This is a genomic window from Shewanella sp. S1-58-MNA-CIBAN-0166, assembly GCF_040310085.1.
Classification (GTDB): domain Bacteria; phylum Pseudomonadota; class Gammaproteobacteria; order Enterobacterales; family Shewanellaceae; genus Shewanella.
Genome location: NZ_JBEOPN010000052.1, coordinates 1 through 19433, shown reverse-complemented (window position 1 = coordinate 19433; position 19433 = coordinate 1). Strand labels below are relative to the sequence as shown.

Genomic DNA, 19433 nt, shown 5'->3' with positions numbered 1-19433 from the left:
AAATCCCCACCAGAATACTGGTAGGGATTATCTTTCATCTGCAAGATCGGTCAAGTGCCCTTAAACGATCGGCATTGCATCATTTCTGATGAGGTTTTTTCTGTTCTACGCTAATCGAACACTTTCCTAAAAAGCCTTTTCAAATTCAATTGTTGGCTATTCAACATGTGGTCAATACTGTCATCATATTTTAATACTCATACATCTGACTGCATCACCTCTCCTTAACAGCTTCAGTCGGCAAAAGTCTCATTTAACACGCTGGCTAGTCCTGTTGTATTCATACTAAAAATTAAATGAACCAAGTTCGGATTTAAAACCAACACAGCTTCAATGCCATGGGCTTGAAGGGCGGTACTGTCTAATAGACTGGCATCTTTCACTTCTAAGCGTAAACGATTATCAGCAATAGCACGACATGAACTCACGTCACCCAATAGTGGCAGGATGGCTTGAGCTTGCTCGCGATCCTTTGCTGAAATGTTAACCGTTGCTGTTGCTATTACAGGCGTGGGAGTCGCAGCAAGATAGCCACCTGACGCGAGCATTTCATCAATTTCGGTACGTGACACTTCGGCGATAGTCCCCACAATAGCTTGTACCGCACTTCCCGAAATCAACACGCCACTGGCGCCTAACTGCTTCAATCTAGCTTGATCCACTTTACTTGTATCGCGCACATCCATCCGTAAGCGGGTAATACAAGAATCCACATTGACTAGGTTCTCTGGTCCGCCGAAGGCTTCGATAAAGTTACGCGCTCTTTCTGTCCCTTCTGATGAGACTAGCTCTAATTCGACATCCATTCGGCCTGGCGTTTTCAAGTCGAACTTCAAAATTAAGAATCTAAACACCACGTAATACAGCGCCGCATAAATGAGACCTAACACCACCAGCAACCAGATTTTTTGCGAATGACCTGAAAGAACAAGAAAGTCGATCAAACCGTGTGAGAAAGAGGTTCCATGAACAACACCAAACATATTTACTAGCACATAAGCAAGACCAGCCATTAACGCATGTACTACATAAAGTAATGGTGCGGCAAATAAGAATGCAAACTCAATGGGTTCAGTAATTCCGGTTAAAAATGCGGTTAACGCTGCCGAAATCATGATACTACCGACCATGACACGATTTTCTGGGCGCGCAGTATGCCAAATCGCCATTGCAGCAGCAGGTAAACCAAACATTTTAAACAAATAACCTCCCGCAAGTTGACCGAAGCCATTACCAGCAGCTCGACTCGCATCGTCTGCTTGCAAATAACACGTCAGTACGCCAGTTGCAGGTTTACCTAAACTGTCAACACAATTGCCCGCTTCGAAGAAGAAAGGTACGTTCCATACATGGTGTAAACCGGCTGGAATTAACGAACGCTCAACCACACCATAAATACCAAAAGCTAATGTTGGATTTTGATATGCCGCCCAATGGGAAAATGCAGCAATAGCATTGCCTATCGGAGGCCAAATGAACGATAAGATAACTCCCGCAAAGATCGCTCCAAAACCAGTAATAATAGGCACACTTCGTTTACCTGAGAAGAATCCAAGATATGAAGGTAATTGAATTTTAAAGAAACGGTTAAAGGTCGCTGCAGCAATAGCACCGGCAATCATACCGCCAAACACGCCCACATCAGTACCAGGTTCAAGTACGCCGATGGTTTTAACCATGATGGCATATCCCACTAAGGCCGCCATAGCAGCCACACCATCATTTTTAGCAAATCCTAACGCGATACCTATCGCGAATAGCAATCCCATATTGCTAAAAATGGCTTCGCCCGCTTGTACCATTAACACATTGACGATATCGGGGAGCACACTAAAACCTGCGCTCCCAACGCCTAATAAGATACCCGCCACGGGTAATACGGAAACCGGCAACATGACCGATTTGCCCACTTTTTGTAAAACCGAAAATGCGCCACTCATCATAGCCTTCTTCGGTTTAGCTGCTGTTATTGTTTTAGATGTCATAATACAACCTTAGAAATTTTAATAGATTACCAAGTGATCAACGTTTTTCAATATCGCCTTTAACGGCAAGTAACGTATTAGGATCTCGCATTAATGCTCGAACATCTTTGGCATCTGCACAGCTCATCGCTTTAGCAGCTATAAGCTGACACGCTTGCTGATTTAAATGACGCACTTGATGCTTCACTTCTGGAATTGAAGGCACACTCACAGACAGTTCATCAATACCTAAGCCGACCAAAATAGGCACAGCATCTTTTTCGCCGGCCAATCCACCACAAATGCCAGCCCATTTACCTTTGGCATGCGCGGCCTTAACCGTCATATCGATCAGGCGTAATACTGCAGGATGCAATCCATCAGCAATGGCGGCTAACTTAGGGTGTCCACGATCAATCGCTAAGGTATATTGAGTCAAATCATTAGTACCAATAGAGAAAAAGTCGACATGTTCAGCCAACACATCTGCCATTACGGCTGCCGATGGCACTTCAATCATGATGCCAATTTGGATCCCACTAATATCGATAGCCAATTTTTCGGCTTCTTCTTTTACAACTTGTTTGGCTAACTTAAGCTCAAACAAAGACGCTACCATCGGGAACATAATGCGTAAGTTGCCCGCCTCAGCCGCTTTTAATAGCGCACGAACTTGTTGTCGTAATACAGCGGGCTTATCTAAACCGACACGGATACCACGCTCACCGAGGAATGGATTGTCTTCTTTAGGCAAAGGTAAATAGGCTAACGGCTTATCTCCTCCTACATCTAACGTACGTACAACTAAAGGACGCTGTCCTAACGTTTGCAATACCGCACGATAGACTTGTTCCTGATCATCCTCTGAAGGTGCAACTGATTGGTCTTGATAAAGGAATTCAGAACGCAATAAACCAACCGCTTCGCCTCCCATTTCAACTAATTTTTGGGCATCACTGACTTTAGCGATATTGCCGGCAATTTCAAATCGCACTCCATCTAAGGTAACGGCTGTCTCATCTTTGTGCGCGAAAGCCAAGGTTTTCTGCTGCTCAGCGGCATTTTTAATCACATCAAGTTGTGCCATTTCAGCTTCAGTTGGCGACAATAATAGATAACCTTTTGCTGTATCGAGTAACACCTCAGTACCGTGCAAGGTCATGATCTTAGCTTCAACACCAGCCATAGCAGCAATACCCATTGCTCTAGCTAAAATAGCACTGTGGCTTGATGCCCCTCCTAAAGTGGTGCAAATGCCTTTAACGAATGCGGGGTTTAGTTTGGCAGTATCTGAAGGGGTTAAATCTTTAGCGACTAAAATAGTATTTTCGGGGAGTTCAGCCGGAATAGTATCCTGAGACAATCCCGCCATAATGCGTGAAACCCGATTGCCAACGTCGATAAGGTCTGTGGCACGTCCTGCGAGTAATGGGTTTTCCATTCCAGCAAGTTTGTCCGCTTGGCGACAAATACTCTTACTCCAGGCATAAGGGGCCGACTTACCTTGCTGTAATTCAATAATACAGTCATCGTACAAATCAGGATCTGACATTAGCTCTTGGTGGGCCACAAAAATATCGGCTTTTTGCCCCATATCCTTGTTATGCAGCTCTTCAACCAGTTCGACTAAGGTTTGATTAGCCACCTTCATTGCATCGTCTAAAGTTTGCTGTTCAATCTGTGCATCGTCGGCAAAAGTGTCAAACTTAGGCACTTCAGCTTTAATCACGTATAAACGCCCTTTAACTTGACCGGGAGATGCCTCCACACCAATCAGCTGACGTGGATCTTGGCTCGTTTGTAGTAGTAGTGATGGTTCGGAAAAAGGATCGAAGTCGCTTTTAACGTTCTTAGTCACAAGTGAAGCATCGGCGCCCTCTTCACCTAAACCAGTGCTTATCGCCTCAGATAATGCTGCTATTGCCGCTTGCTGATCTTTACCTTTAGCGAGAATAACAATCTGCTCACCAAAAGCGATGTCTAACCCCATAAGACCAACCACACTTCGAGCATTTGCTTGCTTGCCTGCTTTATCAATCATCACGTCACAGTCAAATGCTTTAATCGCAGTGACAATGGCAGCAGCAGGCCGAGCATGAATACCGGTTGGATTAATAACCACTATTGGCGCAGAACTGACCATGTCATCTGACTTTGTTACAGCACGAACTGCCGCTGATACCTCTGCACTAAATAACAGATCGCCCGCGTTGACAAATTGTTCAGTCGTTGGTGTTAATGTAATAATTCTGGTCATATCCGTGAGCAGTATGACGGTACGCAAACTTTTTACACCGCAACCCACTTTATCTAAATCCAGCTCAATCAGTGGCGTTTTAGCTTTTACAGCATCACCCACTTTCACTAATGCCTTAAATCCTTCGCCTTTCAATTTAACGGTATCGACACCTATATGAAGCAGAATTTCGATGCCAGTCGCCGTTAATAAAGTCACGGCATGCTTAGAAGGATGTATTTGAGTAACGGTGGCGTCACATGGGGCGTGAAGAATGTTTTCTGTAGGGTCTATCGCTAATCCATCACCCACCATCTTTTGGGAAAATGCGGCATCAGGAACCTGACTCAGTGGACAGCACACCCCCGTAAAAGGGGCCAGCAACTGAATTGTGGTTGAAGATTTTTTATTCATTGGAACTCCGAATTAAACACTTAACTGCATAATATTAATGTTTTTTATTTTTTGCAGTGAAAATAGTAAAAATGAAAAGCTGCTGCTTACATGATTACTCACTACTCCCTTATCAATCTGACTATTAGCACAACTAAATGAACATTTTTAAGGAGACCAACGATTGCCACTCCTTAATGTGTAGGGACGACGATATTCTTTAGGTAAATATCACGGATAATCGCAGTAAATACCTTAGTGATCTGGCACTAATTTACCAAAGGTAAGATGTGATGTCCCAACCAGATCTCCGAGATATGATATTGGTAACAAAATTACTTAATTGTTACCAGTATCCCAAAACGTTAGCAATCCCCAGCGCAGATTGAAAACGTTACCTCTGTATTTAGCCTTGCGTTTATTCATCTATAATCGAATCTAAAACATCTACAATAACGGTTACTTATATTAGTGTAGTGGCATAGTTATTTCAGCTTTAGTTAAAATGCAATATCACCTTTGAGAGTGACAACCCAAGCATCATTATTCTCACTGATACCACCTGGATTATGTATGTACTGAATTTCAGGACGAATAGCAGAATACTTAGTCACTTGAAATTTGTAATAGCTAGCAATGACCGTCTCTGTTTCCTGGATAGGCATATAAAGTGCGTGATTGTCATTATAAAGCTGAGCGCTATCAGCTATGCTATCGTTCACATGTAGGTATTTAGCGGCTAAGCCCCATTTATCTGTCGGACGAGCAGCAAATGGACCTTGATAATTCACCCCTAATGCCAATGATTTATCCACAGTAGTGATATCTTGATCGTTCAACGTCCCCATAAGGAACACACTAAGACCGCGGACAGAATCACCATCTACAGCAGTAACCTGTTGCTCTGCGACAAAATAAGCGCCATCTTTACTGTCATGTTGACGTGCTTTGCCACCATCAATAATCAAGGGATTACCATCTTGATTGTAGTAAAGATCTTCACCGCCAACGGTATCATGCCAATAACCCAGTTTATAAGTACCTGGTAAGTCATTGAGGTTGGGCATCCAAGCAAGTTCTACAGGAATCGTCACTCCCAAAGTGCCATGAGGACTGCCCAAATTAAGATTTTGACTGTTTTTAAGCCAGCTTGGGTTCATTTGGTAAACCCCGGTCTTTACATACCATTCTGGCGCTAGCTGATACTTGACGACACCCGCCCATTGGCTTATAGGCCAGTTGTAAACCGTGGAATTAACATTACCGAATTGGGATCCACAGAATCCAAGATAGGCAAATTCACATTGGAAAGCACCAAATTCAGCGCCAACATTCATACGGCCTAACTTAATATTGAGGTCGTCACTAAGCAGCTTTTGCTCATAATAAAACTCAGAAATACGGGTCACTCTGCCGCGGCCAAACACTTCTATAGATTGCATTAACTGGCCGATTTCAGCTTTATCATTAATATTCTGGCTCTGCCCACCCCTATTGGTCAGTGACAAATGGAAGTTGGCATCGGACAAGTCTAATAATTTTTCGAGGTCGAAGTTAACACCAAGAACGGTTTGATCTGCATAACTAGTGGCATGATGTTGGCCACCTGTTAAGTTGCCTCCGGTTTCGAAGGTATAACCTAAGCTAACGTCGATACCGGCATTATGCATCTGGCTTCGGATACCACCAATATCACCGAACAAATAGTTATCCGCGGAGAAATTTTCGGCTTGTACTGAACTACTGCAAATAAGTAACAGTACTGAGGCTGTTATGAGAGAATTTATACTTTTCATTGAATACTTCTTTTAGTCAATTGGAAAGCGCAATGCATCGTCAGAAATAAATGCACTATTTGATGTAGCAAAATCGTTATTTTGTTTAAAAAAAATAGTAATTACAAAACGAGAATACAGTAATTAATTTACATACCAATCTGAATGTGTTGATTATGAGCGCGTGATCTCATGTTGAAAATTGCCACGGTTCTTTCAGACACTCTTGAATTTAGTTGGCTTTTAGTTTGCATAACAAACAATGTTTCTAACGCAATATAGATTCTAGTGGGAGCGCATAGATGAACAGGATTGCCAACGGATACGTTGGCAGAAAAACTCACTTGGAAGGAGTTACAGGTGCCAGTGAGGCTATACAGGCCGATGTGAGATGGAGTGATGGAGTGATGGAGAGTTTGCGGTTATGAGTACCACTTACAAAGAATAAAGCGCAACCTTACATCTGAGGCCATATCATCATGCCAAATATGTGGGTTTTATTGCTCTTATTGCGGACGATATTGATTGACTGATTAACCTGGGCAGTTAACTCACCAACATAGGTGATGAAAGCATCAATCCGAGTAGGTTTATCTATCGATTTGATTCGATTTTGAAGATGCTAATAACATCAACATTGCGCCATAATGTACATAAAATTGCATTCCAGCGCGGTGACGAGTGAGCAAGAACTCTATATTTCAATCGAAGGGAAAGTCTTTATCGCGTAACGATTTGTCGAAACAAATATGAGATTAATTAAACAGTAACGCAAATAAAGGCGCGGTTATCACCATGGCTATGCCAGTAAAAATCATGGTTAAACTTGCGACGACGCCTTCTTCTCGGCCAATTTGATTCGCTTTAGCGGCTCCTGCGCCATGGGCTGACGCGCCTAATGATATACCTCGTGCCAAGCTGCTTTTTATGTTGGCAGCTTTAAAAAGAGGATCGCAAATGAGCATTCCCATAATACCTGTCACTAACACTAACATTGCGGTTAATTCAGGGACGCCACCAAATGCGCTTGTAGCTTCGATAGCAAAGGGAGTTGAAACCGATCTTACAATGAGGCTTTTAGATAGTTCTGCCGGCATATGAGTGAAATGGAGAATCAACCATGATGAACCAACGCCTAAACATAACCCCACTAATACGCCAACACTTATGGTTAACGGATAACGTTTAATCAGAGCCCTTTCTCTATAAATTGGCACTGCAAATGCAATAGTCGCAGGCGCTAATAACGCGGGTAGCCAATGGGTAAATTGAAAATAATCGACCAATGGAATTTGAAATATCACTACAGTCAACAAAATAATAGTAGGGGCTAAAATAATGGGGGCAAACCAAATGCGTTGCTGACGTAAATACAAGCGCTTACTAAAATAATAACCGACCAACGTGAGTAATAAACACAATACACCTAATAACGAACTATTCATTGTTACACCCCATTATATTCAATTTTAAACAGCACGTAAGCGCTGAGATGTAATGCTGTTTAAACGTTGCTGACGTTCAAATTTAAATAGCTTATCGACAATAAACGCCGTACCCAATAACACACTCGTACTCGCCAATAACATACATACAATCAACTCTGCACCATAGCTTTCGAGTATTGACTGATATTTGGTAATAGCGACAACAGGAGGAATGAAAAATAATAGCAAGTCACCGATTAACCATGCTGAACCTTGGTTGACAATTTTTTCAGGCACCCAATGGCAAGACAATAAGATGAATAGAACACCTAACCCTATAACACTTCCTGGAATAATCGAATGAACACAGAGAGCTGCCCACTGGCATAACCATGCAAAAAAACATAGACCACCCACTTGGATGACTAAGGTTGTTTTACACTTTAAATAGGTGCGATGAGTATTCAGTAGAGATAACATTTGATTTCACACAATGGTTATGTAGTTGATATGCGGAGTTTACCCTTGCTTAATTGATAAAAAAAATGAATATTAATGATTGACTACATCACTTCTGGTTATGTTAATGGATCTTAAAACACTGCACTATTTCATAGAGGTTGTTAATGCTGGCGGTTTCGCTAAAGCATGTCACACAGCATTTGTGACTCAACCTGCCCTCTCAAAAGCAATACGCTTACTGGAAGAAGAGCTTGATATGATATTGCTAGAACGCGGAAAGCGTGGCTCGCAAATCAGGCTAACTGAAGCAGGGAAAGTAGTTTATCGCCATGCCTCAAAGTTAATGGAAGCCCGTCAACTGATGATGGCTGAACTGGATTGTTTACGTAATTTAAGTGGTGGTTCACTAAAATTAGGGCTAGCTCCATTAGGCAGTGCAGAGTTATTTGCCCCTGTGATAGCTCAATTTAGACAACAATATCCGAGTATTGAGCTGCAATTATTGGTGCGCGGCGGTATAGAGCAAACGGCAGCCTTACACAAAGATGAAATAGAACTTGCGACAGGGATTATTGATTTCGATGATGAGTTTTGTGGTATTCGTATTCGCAATGAGTCAATGGTGGTTGTATTACCCGCAGGCCATAAACTTGCGAGTAAAGAAACGTTACAGTTAAGTGAGCTTGATCAATTGGCCCAAGTGATGTTTGAGCCAGAATACGCCTTATATGAGCTAGTGCTTGAAGCTTGTGCCAAAGCGGGATTTAAACCCCAAAATATCACTCGAGTCAGTCATGCTGATTTTGGCATTGCACTAGTCGCGGCAGGCTCTGGAGTAATGATACTGCCAAAAATTATTGCTGAACGATACCGGGTCGAAGCGGTTGTGAATGTCCCCTTAGCCAGTGAAGATTTACGCTGGGAGTTATCATTGTTTTGGCGTAAACAGAAACATCTATCATTTGCGGCTCAAGCAATGATAAAGCTTATTAAGCAGCATTTAAGTCAGCTAGAAAATAAACCTAAAAACGAGTAAAGCAGCAGCGTTACGCATAATGTTTATCGAAAGCAACTAGCCAAGATTTTATCAACCGAAGAGTCAAAATAATTTAGATACAATTGCACCTAAGCCGGTAGCAGAGGTTGATGTTGCTTTAGATGGGCTGTTATCTACCGTTAACGTATAGGTCCCCACAAAGTCATCAATGTAGCCGGGGGCCATTTGTGCGTAAGAAGTAACAGTAGGTTCAACATGCAGCTCATTACTAGCAGACCAATAAGGCGATGTATGGTTAGGCATACCATTGGTTTCAATAACAACGTTCGTGCCACTGAGCACCACATTGACGTTGTTATCATCAAACTCATAGTACGCAGTATGTAAAATGCCACTGCCTAAATCTTCTGTTCCCGTATCGGTGCCGGTATCTGTTGAAGTATCGGTTGAACTGGTTGCATCTGTTACATCGGTGCTGTCTTCAGAACCGCCACAGCCAGTTAACCCCAAGGTTAATGCTAAGGTGATGGCAAGAGTAAGCAAACTTAAAGGTGAAGAATTCATGTCATATCTCATAGGTGTAAATATAAGATAAAGCTTAACAATGAAATGTGTAGCAACTACGCAGAAATTATGAATAACCAGCAGTTTTGTATATACCAATGTTAATGAGGTTAAAAAGCCCTCCAATCGCCAAATTCGATAAAAATAGCATTATCGGTGTAATCATATATTGTTTTTCTAGCCAATTAGTCACGTCAATCAACACAGCCAGCGAGTCAATAAACGATTGAATAGAAAACTAAATATGACACATATCAACAATGAGAATAACTTCACAAATTTAAATATCACAAAGACTTAGTATCAAGTTACTGCTCCGATCCGCTTTAACAATTGACCAAATGATAACGACATTTATTGTCATTGCTAAAGGTGTATTCTCAAACCTAAGGATACTGCAATGAAAACTACCGACATCCGAATTGTTCCAGGTCTGATTTCAATTGCGATAATTATATTTCTTTGGTTCATCGTCCCCTCACCGGAAGGTGTGTCGGCCAATGCCTGGCATTTATTGGCTTTGTTTATTGGTACTATTGTCGCAATTATTGGTAAAGCGATGCCTATTGGGGCTATTGCCATATTAGCCATTACACTCGTTGCATTAACAGGCGTAACCAATGACAAGCCAGCTGATGCCATTAAGGATGCCTTAAGTGGATTTTCAAACTCACTGATTTGGTTAATTGGTATTGCGATTATCATCTCACGCGGATTAGCTAAAACAGGTTTAGGGAACCGTATTGGCTATTACTTTATTGCTTTGTTTGGGCGAAAAACCATTGGTATTGGCTATGCGTTAGCGTTATCAGAGCTGGTCATTGCACCTGTCACACCCAGTAATACGGCACGAGGCGGCGGAATTATTCACCCTATAATGAAGTCAATTGCAGCGAGTTTGGGTTCGTCTCCAGAAGAAGGAACATCACGCAAAATAGGCCATTATCTTGCCTTAGTGAATTATCATACCAACCCCATTACCTCGGCAATGTTCATTACCGCGACTGCACCTAACCCATTAATAGTCAAATTGATTGCTGATGCCACAGGTGCAGATATCAGTATTACTTGGGGCACATGGGCACTGGCAGCATTATTGCCAGGTTTGCTTTGTATTGCGCTAATGCCACTGGTTATCTATGCGGTTTACCCCCCAGAAATAAAGCGCACGCCAGACGCAACAGCTTACGCTAAGTCAAAGTTGGCTGACATGGGCCCTATGACTTTTGCTGAAAAAATCATGGTGAGTGTGTTCTCGCTATTACTGATCTTATGGGCAGGAGTACCTGCCATGATATTAGGGGCGGATTTTGCGGTTGATACCACTGCAGTCGCATTTTTAGGCTTATCCATTTTGTTAATTAGCGGGGTACTGAGTTGGGAAGATGTGCTTAAAGAAAAAGCCGCTTGGGATACCGTGGTGTGGTTTTCAGCATTAGTCATGATGGCAACGTTCTTAAATAAGTTGGGATTAGTCGATTGGTTTTCTGGTGTGGTTGAAACCAATATCGCCCAAATTGGTGTCAGCTGGATGATTTCAGTGATCATATTGGTGGTGGTTTACTTTTATGCACACTACTTTTTTGCCAGCACCACTGCGCACATTACCGCCATGTTTGCAGCATTCTTCGCCGCTGGCATCGCATTAGGTGCCCCACCTTTATACCTAGGTTTACTCCTTGCAGGCGCATCATCTTTAATGATGTCGCTCACGCATTATGCCACTGGCACCTCACCGATTATCTTTGGCTCCGGTTACGTATCAATGGAAGACTGGTGGGTAATGGGCATTATTATGAGTGTTGTCAATTTAACCATTTGGGGTGTTGTCGGCGGACTGTGGTGGAAAGTACTTGGTTATTGGTAAGGTTGAGATAGAAATAAAATCAGCCTGTGCTTAAGCCATATTGATAAAGCCAAAAGTTGATTAAACCTAAAATTGATAAAGCCAAAAGTTAACTAAACTCAAAATTGATTAAATTAACGCTGACAAATAACATGAGTGATTTGTCAGCGTTAATCTGTCACCTTTTCACAAAACGAATAACTATATTTCGGTCTTAAACTGTTTTACATTTAATTCTAAGCTTTTAGCAAGCTCTTCAAGTTGATAACTGGCCGCGGTAATTTTACCGGCTTCTTGCTGAGCCAATAATGCTGAATGAGTAATTTGAATAAAGTTTTGATTTATATCCGCAGCAACCACAGACTGCTGCTCTGCGGCTGTGGCAATTTGAATATTCATATCACTTATTTTAATTACCGATATATTGATAGCCTGTAATGATTCTCCAGCGTTTTTAGCTTGCTGAACACTACTATTGGCTTGCTCTTGACCTTCGTTCATAACAGTCACTGCTTTAACAGAACTGGCGCGCATGCTTTCAATTACAGCTTGAATTTGTCTTGTTGATTCTTGTGTACGCTGAGCAAGATTACGCACTTCATCAGCAACAACGGCAAAACCTCGGCCTTGTTCACCTGCACGTGCAGCTTCAATGGCCGCATTTAACGCCAACAAATTAGTTTGTTCAGCAATACCTTGAATCACATCTAACACAGATCCAATTTCTTTACTGTCTTGTGATAGTAAATCAATGATCTGTGCCGCTTCACTTACTTTAACGGCTAACGCATCAATATCAGTCTGTGTTTTAGTCACTTCAATCTGACCAGCATTAAACTCATTTGTGGCCGTTTGTGATAGTAGCGCAGCTTCGCTGGTATGGTTTGCGACTTCTGAAACGGTACTCGACATCTGGGTGATCGCTGCAGCACCATTATCGGTCGCTAATTTTTGATTATTAATGAGGTGTTCGTTTTGCTTTGCCGTTTGGTATAAATCTTTAGACGCCGCAAGTAACTTATTTGCGGCCAACATGGAATTTTGGGTTATGTCGGTCAGGTTAACGGTTAAATCCTGCACTGCACTTAATATACTCTGAGAAGAATTAACGGTTAATTTTACCGTGAGATCACCTGAAGCGATTTGTTGGATCACACTGGCTGCATATTCCGGCTCGCCGCCAATAATATTTTTTAAGCGCTTAACAGAAGTTAACGCCACCATACACCCAATAAATAGTGCAATGGCGGTTACAACTAGCATCACCGACTGAAAACTGGTTGTTTGCTCACGCGCTGCTGAAACTTGTTGTTGAATCTGCGCTTCTTGATAATCAATTAGCTTATTAATTCTTTTTAGCCATTCGCTATATAAAGGTGAAACTACCACTAATAGGTTCTCTGTCGCAGCATTATTACGGCTCGAATTAACCATCTGTAACAAGGTTTCAGTAGCCGCTAGCGTGGTCACTTCAATGTCTTTAATCGCTTGCAGTAGGCTTAACTCTTCATTGCTGTGCTGCACGTTGGCATACATAGTATTAAGTGTTTTTGCAGCTGTGAGATAAAACTGTTTAAGACGATTAATATCATTTTGATGCTGTTGTGACAGTGAAGCATTATTGACTAATACGGCATCTCGAATTGAAATGGCTCGATCATGCACACTGCCTCTGAAATTAATCGCTTGGCGCTGTTCAACTGCTGTCTGCTCTGACAATTTGGTTAAATTATTGTCTGCGATACTTATTTTGAGTAAACCAAACAAGGTTATACCAACCATAATGACCAGTAAACTTGCAAAGCCAAAGTAAAGACGGCTTATTATTCTCATTGTTAAGACCTTTTGTGTAATTAAGTGTATTGGTACTTTTCGGTAAAATTTGAAGCGTAAAATTGAGTCAGTAAAATTAAAAACATGAATAACAAGCGCTAAAGACAACGGCTTTCGACAATTGACACTTTGATTTTTAAGGTGATAACTAAAAATCAACTTCAATCATTAATGGTAATAGTATAGTTGATGCTCAACAGTTTTCTGACTCCATGATGAACAAAGACCGGAGCATCGTTTCAATAATTTCAGCAAACCTTTTTTACGGCCTAATCTAAAGAGTGAACGTATAAAAACCGCGAGCTCGATTGAATAAAGCTCTGAAGTCTGCGAACTCAATACGCTTAGCGATGCTCTGCAGCTCATTTTTATCAAGACATTTCTGCTGATGTAATCAACGTGAGTAGATTCAAATTAATCAATGCGATGTCGTAAATAGAAATACCTGTTGTCAAAAAGGCAACTCGCACCGACAAGGCTATCAATCTATTATCCTTGCAACATTAAGTGAGGGTTTTATGACTAGATTTATACTGTGTAGCTTCGCGCTGGTTCTGCTTTATCCCACTGCAATTGACCTTTATTTAGTTGGTTTACCACAAATCGCCAAAGACTTAGGTGCAAGTGAGTCACAACTCCATATCGCTTTTTCTGTGTATTTAGCGGGTATGGCCACAACGATGGTATTTGCCGGTAAATTATCAGACGTTATCGGCAGACGACCCATAGCAATTACTGGCGCTATTATTTTTACATTAGCTTCGTTCATGGCCAGTACAGTAGAAAACAGCCAATCTTTTTTAATCGTCCGCTTTATTCAAGGTATTGGCGCTGGCAGTTGTTACGTGGTCGCGTTTGCTATTTTACGTGACAAGCTGGACGATAAACGCAGAGCAAAAATATTATCTATGGTCAATGGGATAACCTGCATAATGCCCGTTATCGCCCCGGTGATTGGTCATTTGATCATGCTTAGCTTTCCATGGCCAAGTCTGTTCATCACCATGGCGGCTATGGGCGGAATGGTGTGTTTAATGTCAGTATTTGTTTTAAAAGAAACCAATACTACACGCCAATCATCACGAGCTAATGTAACAACAGTCGAAACAACAGATCCATTAACAGCCCACCCCCTCACTCAATCAACAACTCAACCCACAACTGCGACAGAATCCTTTTACCAACGATTCTTTTTAAGCCGACTAATCATTAGTGCCATTGCCGTTACAGCAATTCTTACGTTTGTAAATGTATCGCCAATGTTGATCATGAATATCATGGGCTTTAGTCGCGGCGAGTATTCAATTGCGATGGCATTAACGGCACTTGTTAGTATGCTCACCTCATTTGCTATGCCATTGGCGTTGTCATATATCAAGCAACGCAGTTTGATGCTGGTATCTCAATTATTGTTTGTGTCTGCCGCAATCATCCTCGGGCAGACTCAACTCAGTGCCGATAACCAATTTATCAGTCTATTTGGTCTTAGTCTTATCTGTGCAGGATTTTCAATTGGGTTTGGTGTGGTAATGAGCCAAGCGCTTAGCCCCTATCGTTATCGAGCGGGTGTCGCCAGTTCTATGCTCGGAGTGGCTCAAATTTGCAGTTCAGCTTTGTATATTTGGCTATTAGGCTTGCTTGGTATAAGTGCATTGAATATGCTGATATTAATATTGTTAATGGGTGGCGTTATCAGCGCTGTTTTAATAGTATTCATTCCCTCACCACTGCCGAGTATTTCCAATGAAGAAATCATTAGCACGCCTTGATCTAAACTTGCTGATCACTCTGCAATTGTTATTACAAGAATTAAGCGTCACTAAAACAGCAAAAAAACTGAACGTGACGCCGTCAACGGTGAGCAAATCTCTCAGCAAGTTACGAGAATGGTTTGACGACCCTTTGTTTATAAAAACACCTCATGGATTTAGCCCAACGTCACTCGCCATCAGTATGGAACAAGAGCTTGCTGACTGGTTACAAGTCAGCAGTCAAATACTCGCAAAACGCGGCGATGAGATCCCTAATGGTGTGCGCTTTAATCTTGCGATGGAATCGCCATTACTACTGACGATGTTTAATCAACTTACACAGCAAATTTTTCAGCAGTATCCAGATGCTAAAGTCAAAGTTCATAACTGGGACTATGACTCAATTGAGGCGATCATTCGAGGAGAAGTCGACATTGGTTTTACAGGCCGAGAGAGCCACCCAAGATCAAAAGAATCGATTAAACTTTTACCCTACTTTATCAATTACGAAGTATTATTTACCGACCTCCCCTTAGTGTATTTACATAAAGATCACCCAGCCTTAAAAGAAGATTGGAATATTGATACTTTTGTAAAATACCCACAAATTAACATCACATGGGAAAAGTCAGACACCTGGGCATTAGATGAAGTGTTAATAGAAATGGGCTTAAGCCGTAATATTGAATTAACCATGGCCACGTTCGAACAATCTTTGTTTATGACAGCTCAGTCTGGTCACAACATGATTACCACTGCACCACAATATTGTCAGCACTACTGTCGTAATAAACACACAGATTTAGTGTGTTTACCTATTCCGGTAGATAAAGCATTACAAGATAAATTGATGATTCCCTTCACCATGATTTGGCATAAACGAAACAATCAAAATCCAAAAATAAAATGGTTAAGAGATGCGATAAAAGCCTTATATCGAGACCTTAATAATACCCACTTGCGTTAGTGTAGAGATACAAGTGGCATAGTTATTTTGGCCACCTAAATAGAGGTGATATTATTATCTCGTACATGACTTTAGGTGAACACATGAGATCGATAACCTACTACTTTATAAGCGCAGATGACGGTTACAGTTGTTGAAAAATAGCTTTCATATGATTTTCACACAAAGATCAACACACACTAAAGACTAACTCATAACCCTCATTTACAAATCCAAGGAGGAGACGTATTCCATAAATTAATCCACTCAGGGATTGAGCTTGCTGGCATTGGCCTTGCTATACCGAAACCTTGTGCTAATTGACATCCCATTTTGAGTAATTGCCGACCATGCTCTTGGGTTTCAACCCCCTCTGCTATCACAGAACGACCGAAGGTCTTCGATAATTCAATGACACTTTTTACAATGGCTTGATCATCCATATCATCTAACATGTCAATGACAAAAGATTGATCTATTTTTATAACATCAGTCTTTAACTTTCTCAAATAGCTTAAAGATGAAAACCCCGTACCAAAATCATCTAACGAAAAACGTATCCCTAACTGTTTACATTGACTAATAACCTCAGCGATGTGCTGAGTATCTTTAATAATACTGGATTCTAAAATTTCAAATTCAAGCTGACCCGCTTGAAAACTAGTGTTGAGAAATAAGATTTCATTTAATTGTTTAATGAAATCTTCATGCTGAAGTTGTAATGGACTGACATTGACACTGATAGGTATAACTATTCCTAAGCGTCGCCATTCATTATGCTGCTTTATTGCCTGGTCAATTACCCATTTACCTAACTCAATTGCTAGAGGCTCTTCTTCAATGTAGGGCAAAAAGCGAAAGGGTGACAAAAGACCTTCTGTCGGATGTTGCCAACGAATAAGGGCCTCTAAACCTATAATATCATTAGTTTCCATATTAATTTTTGGTTGGTAGAATAACAAAAACTCATTGTTATTAAATCCATTGCTTATGTATTCTAACTCTCGATACTGGAGTTTTATCGCTACATCATTTTCAAAGTCAAATTCATGAATGCAATTCTTTCCCTGCTCTTTAGCCCTATACATAGCCTGATCAGCATGACGAATAAGTATGTCTGGGTAACTATTATCCTGTGGGAAAAATGTCACGCCAATACTCACCGTTATAGAAAGGCGCTTATTTTCAATAATAAATATTTCTGTAATTGAAGAAAGTATTCGCTGTAATATTTCTGTTGCTTGATGATGACAGTCTAAATCATCAAGAATCAAAACAAACTCATCGCCACCAAACCTGGCAAGAGTATCATCCTCTCGTATTGCAGTTTTAAACCTATTTGCAACAAGGCAAAGAAACTCATCTCCTATATCATGACCGTAAGCATCATTTACCTCTTTAAAGCCATCCAAGTCTAGGAAGGCTATAGCTATTTGTTTGCTATTACGCTGCGCTTTGATAAGCGCTTGCTGCATTCGATCAGCTAACAAATTTCTGTTTGGCAAATGTGTTAGTGGATCATAGTTGGCTGCAAACTTTAACTTCTCATTTACTTCTTTTAATACCTGATTACTTTTTTCAAGTTTCCGTTGATTATTTTTCTCGTCGGTAATGTCTTGAAATATACCACTTAATTTTTCAGCAACACCATCGACATACGTGATATGACAAGTCGTTCTAACGTCAATCTTTCGTCCTTTGGTGGTATAAGTTTCAAGCTCTAAGTCGTACTCTTCGCCAAGTTGAATCGCAGCATCAAGCGCTTCTTGGAATAATTTTTTGGAATCGGGTAATAAATAACTTACCCCCATTTCAACGGTAGGAATATATTCTTGCGGAGTTGTTTCATAAATTCGGTAAGTTTCATCTGTCCAAATCAAGTCACCGTTATGCAAGTTGAGTTGCCAGCCACCTAGCTTGCCTATCTCTTGAGATTCTCTCAATAACTCGGTTGTGGTTGCAAGTAGTTCTTCCTGCCGCTTACGAAAGGTTATTTCTTGGTGCATGCCAATCATTCGTGTCGGCTTGCCTTCAACATCCCATGCAATAGCTTTGCCTGTAGACAATACCCAAACATAATGACCGCTTTTGTGTTTCATACGAACTTCTAACTCACAAAGTTCGCTTTGGCCTTGACAATGGTAATCATAATTTTTAATTGCCCTAGGCAAATCATCTGGGTGCAATACATCTAGCCAAGTTTGGTAATCAACAGGCATTAACTCCGATAAGGTATACCCTATAATCTCAGCCCAACGTTCATTACAAACAAGACCATCATTTTCAACACGCCAATCCCAGACGCCAACATTAGTCGCATCTAAAACTAACTCATTAACCTCTTGGCTTATCGTATTCTTGTGCATGGCCTTTATACTGTTTGGGATAAAAAGTTATGGATTAATCAGCTTTTGTAAATAAGAACTTTTTGCCTTTTAATCAATCACAAAAGTCTACTTATTACTGTTTTTTAACTTCAATACTAAAACAGTTTTAACGAACAGATATTCTTTAATATAAGGTAAGCTTGATTAAGTATCAAAGCAAATCACTTAGTTAATGAGCGAAAAAAATATTAATAAAACGAAAAACAAAATGAGATTAGAGCTTCAATTTTTTACACTATATCCAAGACCTAAACGGTAGAAAAAAACTGTGCCACCCATCCTCTGAACAAGTAACATAGCTCATTTCCATTGCTTTGGCGACAGCTCTGCTCGATGTACTCAATTCATCAACTTCAATCGAAACATCAAAAAACTATTTTTGAATTAGTAACCTATCGGTCACCTACGGAATTCAGCACAGCTGAGAAACTTGATAGCAATCAAATATGAGGATGTGTTGTGTTTTTTGGAGGGGATACTTAAACGCACAGCCTGCGCTGGTAATTTGTGGTGCCTTGTCGCCGTTTTCGGTATCAATGCTCACAGTATTCAGTTAATGCAGATAAAACTCAAAACTGTTATTGAGGATGGATAGCTTACTTTTAACAAACAGGAACCCGGGGTTCAGAGTCCTATCTTTAGCCCCAATAAATAAGCCTTATATTTGTCGGTTTGGCATTTGGTCTTGAATCTAAAAGAGGGATAGCTTGCTTTTAATAAAGAGGAACCCGGGGGTTCAGAGCCCTATCTTTCACCCAAATAAAAAGGCCTTATATTTGTCGGTTTGGCATTTGGTCTTGAATCTAGAAGAGGGATAGCTTGCTTTTAATAAAGAGGAACCCGGGGTTCAGA

Annotated in this window: 12 protein-coding genes; 4 read left to right on the top strand and 8 right to left on the bottom strand. The window is 40.9% G+C overall.

What is annotated here, in order from left to right; genetic code table 11:
• Positions 1 to 233: 233 nt before the first annotated feature.
• The 5 genes from ptsG to AAEY99_RS20540 form a co-directional block, all read right to left on the bottom strand.
• Positions 234 to 1985, bottom strand: coding sequence for a PTS glucose transporter subunit IIBC (ptsG, locus tag AAEY99_RS20560; protein WP_162023514.1), 1752 nt, complete (start codon positions 1983 to 1985; stop codon positions 234 to 236).
• A 37-nt stretch (positions 1986 to 2022) separates the two neighbouring features.
• Positions 2023 to 4614 (bottom strand): phosphoenolpyruvate--protein phosphotransferase, encoded by a 2592-nt coding sequence (gene ptsP / locus AAEY99_RS20555; RefSeq protein WP_351011834.1) that lies wholly within the window; start codon positions 4612 to 4614, stop codon positions 2023 to 2025.
• A 479-nt stretch (positions 4615 to 5093) separates the two neighbouring features.
• A complete protein-coding gene (locus AAEY99_RS20550; RefSeq protein ID WP_351011832.1) occupies positions 5094 to 6389 on the bottom strand; it encodes a carbohydrate porin in 1296 nt (431 codons plus the stop codon).
• A gap of 734 nt (positions 6390 to 7123) precedes the next feature.
• The gene (locus AAEY99_RS20545) at positions 7124 to 7813 is read right to left on the bottom strand and encodes an LrgB family protein (protein ID WP_101086616.1); all 690 of its coding nucleotides are present in this window, start codon (positions 7811 to 7813) and stop codon (positions 7124 to 7126) included.
• Between the two features lie 24 nt (positions 7814 to 7837).
• Positions 7838 to 8275 carry a CidA/LrgA family protein gene (locus tag AAEY99_RS20540; protein ID WP_162023516.1) on the bottom strand — a complete coding sequence of 146 codons (438 nt, stop codon included), beginning with the start codon at positions 8273 to 8275 and terminating at the stop codon, positions 7838 to 7840.
• Positions 8276 to 8381: 106 nt separating this feature from the next.
• Between AAEY99_RS20540 and AAEY99_RS20535 the strand changes: the two genes are divergently transcribed.
• Positions 8382 to 9293, top strand: coding sequence for a LysR substrate-binding domain-containing protein (locus AAEY99_RS20535; protein ID WP_162023517.1), 912 nt, complete (start codon positions 8382 to 8384; stop codon positions 9291 to 9293).
• Between the two features lie 63 nt (positions 9294 to 9356).
• On the opposite strand, the gene AAEY99_RS20530 is transcribed toward AAEY99_RS20535, so the two are convergent.
• Entirely contained in the window at positions 9357 to 9818 is a 462-nt protein-coding gene (locus AAEY99_RS20530) for a hypothetical protein (protein WP_351011829.1), read from the bottom strand.
• Between the two features lie 400 nt (positions 9819 to 10218).
• Here AAEY99_RS20530 and AAEY99_RS20525 point away from each other — a divergent pair, with 400 nt between their 5' ends.
• Entirely contained in the window at positions 10219 to 11685 is a 1467-nt protein-coding gene (locus tag AAEY99_RS20525) for a DASS family sodium-coupled anion symporter (protein ID WP_162023519.1), read from the top strand.
• A gap of 180 nt (positions 11686 to 11865) precedes the next feature.
• Here the strand turns inward: AAEY99_RS20525 and AAEY99_RS20520 are convergent, their stop codons facing one another.
• Positions 11866 to 13497 carry a methyl-accepting chemotaxis protein gene (locus AAEY99_RS20520; protein ID WP_351011827.1) on the bottom strand — a complete coding sequence of 544 codons (1632 nt, stop codon included), beginning with the start codon at positions 13495 to 13497 and terminating at the stop codon, positions 11866 to 11868.
• A 518-nt stretch (positions 13498 to 14015) separates the two neighbouring features.
• Here AAEY99_RS20520 and AAEY99_RS20515 point away from each other — a divergent pair.
• Together AAEY99_RS20515 and yidZ are read left to right on the top strand one after the other, a co-directional pair.
• Positions 14016 to 15266 (top strand): MFS transporter, encoded by a 1251-nt coding sequence (locus tag AAEY99_RS20515; RefSeq protein ID WP_351011825.1) that lies wholly within the window; start codon positions 14016 to 14018, stop codon positions 15264 to 15266.
• Positions 15241 to 16215 carry an HTH-type transcriptional regulator YidZ gene (gene yidZ, locus AAEY99_RS20510; protein WP_351011824.1) on the top strand — a complete coding sequence of 325 codons (975 nt, stop codon included), beginning with the start codon at positions 15241 to 15243 and terminating at the stop codon, positions 16213 to 16215. Before AAEY99_RS20515 ends, yidZ begins: the two co-directional genes overlap by 26 nt.
• Before the next feature lie 200 nt (positions 16216 to 16415).
• Here yidZ and AAEY99_RS20505 read toward each other — a convergent pair whose 3' ends face one another.
• Positions 16416 to 18560, bottom strand: a complete 2145-nt coding sequence (locus AAEY99_RS20505) for a putative bifunctional diguanylate cyclase/phosphodiesterase (RefSeq protein ID WP_101086609.1) — start codon at positions 18558 to 18560, stop codon at positions 16416 to 16418.
• Positions 18561 to 19433: the final 873 nt, after the last annotated feature.